The organism is Roseomonas sp. GC11 (assembly GCF_024437745.1).
In the GTDB taxonomy this organism is placed as follows: domain Bacteria; phylum Pseudomonadota; class Alphaproteobacteria; order Acetobacterales; family Acetobacteraceae; genus Pseudoroseomonas.
In genome coordinates, this window is sequence record NZ_JANFNY010000184.1 from 1 (window position 1) to 1,544 (window position 1,544).

The 1,544-nt window shown below is 66.1% G+C and carries 3 protein-coding genes; all 3 read right to left on the minus strand.

All coding sequences use genetic code 11. From position 1 onward, the window contains the following. On the minus strand, positions 1-182 hold a 182-nt coding region (locus tag NON00_RS24495), incomplete at its 3' end, for a GTP-binding protein (protein ID WP_256025419.1). A 25-nt stretch (positions 183-207) separates the two neighbouring features. Then, positions 208-684, minus strand: a complete 477-nt coding sequence (rpsG, locus tag NON00_RS24500) for a 30S ribosomal protein S7 (RefSeq protein WP_256025420.1) — start codon at positions 682-684, stop codon at positions 208-210. A gap of 13 nt (positions 685-697) precedes the next feature. Further along, positions 698-1,069, minus strand: a complete 372-nt coding sequence (gene rpsL, locus NON00_RS24505) for a 30S ribosomal protein S12 (protein WP_007004399.1) — start codon at positions 1,067-1,069, stop codon at positions 698-700. Between the last annotated feature and the right edge of the window lie 475 nt (positions 1,070-1,544).

Sequence of the window (1,544 nt, forward strand, 5' to 3'; positions counted from 1 at the left end):
ATGCCGCGGGCGCGCTCTTCCGGCGCCTTGTCGATCTGGTCATAGGCCGTGAAGGTGGCGCCGCCAGCCTTCGCCAGGACCTTGGTGATCGCCGCCGTCAGCGACGTCTTGCCATGGTCGACGTGCCCGATCGTGCCAATGTTGCAGTGCGGCTTGTTCCGCTCAAACTTAGCTTTCGCCATCGTCGTAATTCCCGATCGGGTCTCGTTACCAGCGATAGTGGCTGAAGGCCTTGTTGGCCTCGGCCATCCGGTGCGTGTCCTCGCGCTTCTTGACGGCCGCGCCACGATTGTTGGCGGCGTCCATCAGCTCAGCGGAGAGACGCTCTTCCATCGTGTGCTCGCCGCGCTTGCGGGCGGACTCGATCAGCCAGCGGATGGCCAGGGCCTGACGGCGCTCCGGACGGACCTCGACGGGCACCTGATAGGTGGCACCACCGACGCGGCGGGAGCGGACCTCGACGGCCGGCTTCACATTGTCCATCGCCTCATGGAACAGGCGCAGGGGGTCACTGTTCGGACCGCCGCGACGCTTGAGGGTGTCCATGGCGGCGTAGACAATACGCTCGGCCGTGCTCTTCTTGCCATCGTACATCAGCACGTTCATGAAACGGCTGAGCACGATGTCACCGAACTTCGGATCCGGCAGAACTTCGCGCTTTTCGGCGCTGTGGCGACGCGACATCGCTTTCTACCTCTTACTTCGGACGCTTCGCGCCGTACAGCGAACGGCGCTTGCGACGCTTGGCGATGCCCTGCGTATCCAGCACGCCGCGCAGGATGTGGTAGCGCACGCCGGGAAGGTCCTTCACGCGCCCGCCGCGGATCAGCACCACCGAGTGCTCCTGCAGGTTGTGACCTTCACCCGGAATGTAGCTCACCACTTCCATGCCGTTCACGAGACGAACCTTGGCGACCTTACGGAGCGCCGAGTTCGGCTTCTTCGGAGTGGTGGTGTACACGCGCGTGCAGACGCCGCGCTTCTGCGGGCAGCCCTGCAGCGCCGGAACCTTGTTACGGCTCGGCTTGGGCTCACGCCCGTTGGCGATGAGCTGGTTGATCGTCGGCATGACGCCCCTTCGTGCCCTTCTTCGAACGCCCAGAGTCTTTGCAAGCAAGAGCGCCCGACCGAGCAGCGCATCGCGCAACCCCATCGGGCTCGTCCCACCCCCGGTCTCAGCCACCCTGATGGTGACGGTTCCGGTTGCTCAGACCCTGTCGTCCAGAACTCCGCAGGCCATGCCCATATGGCGGGCAAGACCCCGTCGAGGGCGCGGAAACTACGCGTCGACTCCCCATGAGTCAAGCACGCCGCACCCCCTGACCATCGAATCCGCCTCCGAAACGGAGGCATCTCCCATGCAAAAGGCCGGGGTCTCCCCCAGCCTTCCTCCCCGGGACAGGGAGAGCCGTGAAACAGGCCGTTTCACGGCATCGCCGGGCGGGGCCAGGGAGATCCCCGGCCCCCCCCGCCGCGGATCACTCGGCCGCCTGGGCCCCCGGCTTGGGCAGCGCGCCCTGGCCGGTCAGCCGCTGGCCGTCGCG

Bases quoted from the DNA above. Each gene is read 5' to 3' on its own strand.
- rpsG (WP_256025420.1), bottom strand. From the start codon at position 684: ATGTCGCGTCGCCACAGCGCCGAAAAGCGCGAAGTTCTGCCGGATCCG.
- rpsL (WP_007004399.1), bottom strand. From the start codon at position 1,069: ATGCCGACGATCAACCAGCTCATCGCCAACGGGCGTGAGCCCAAGCCG.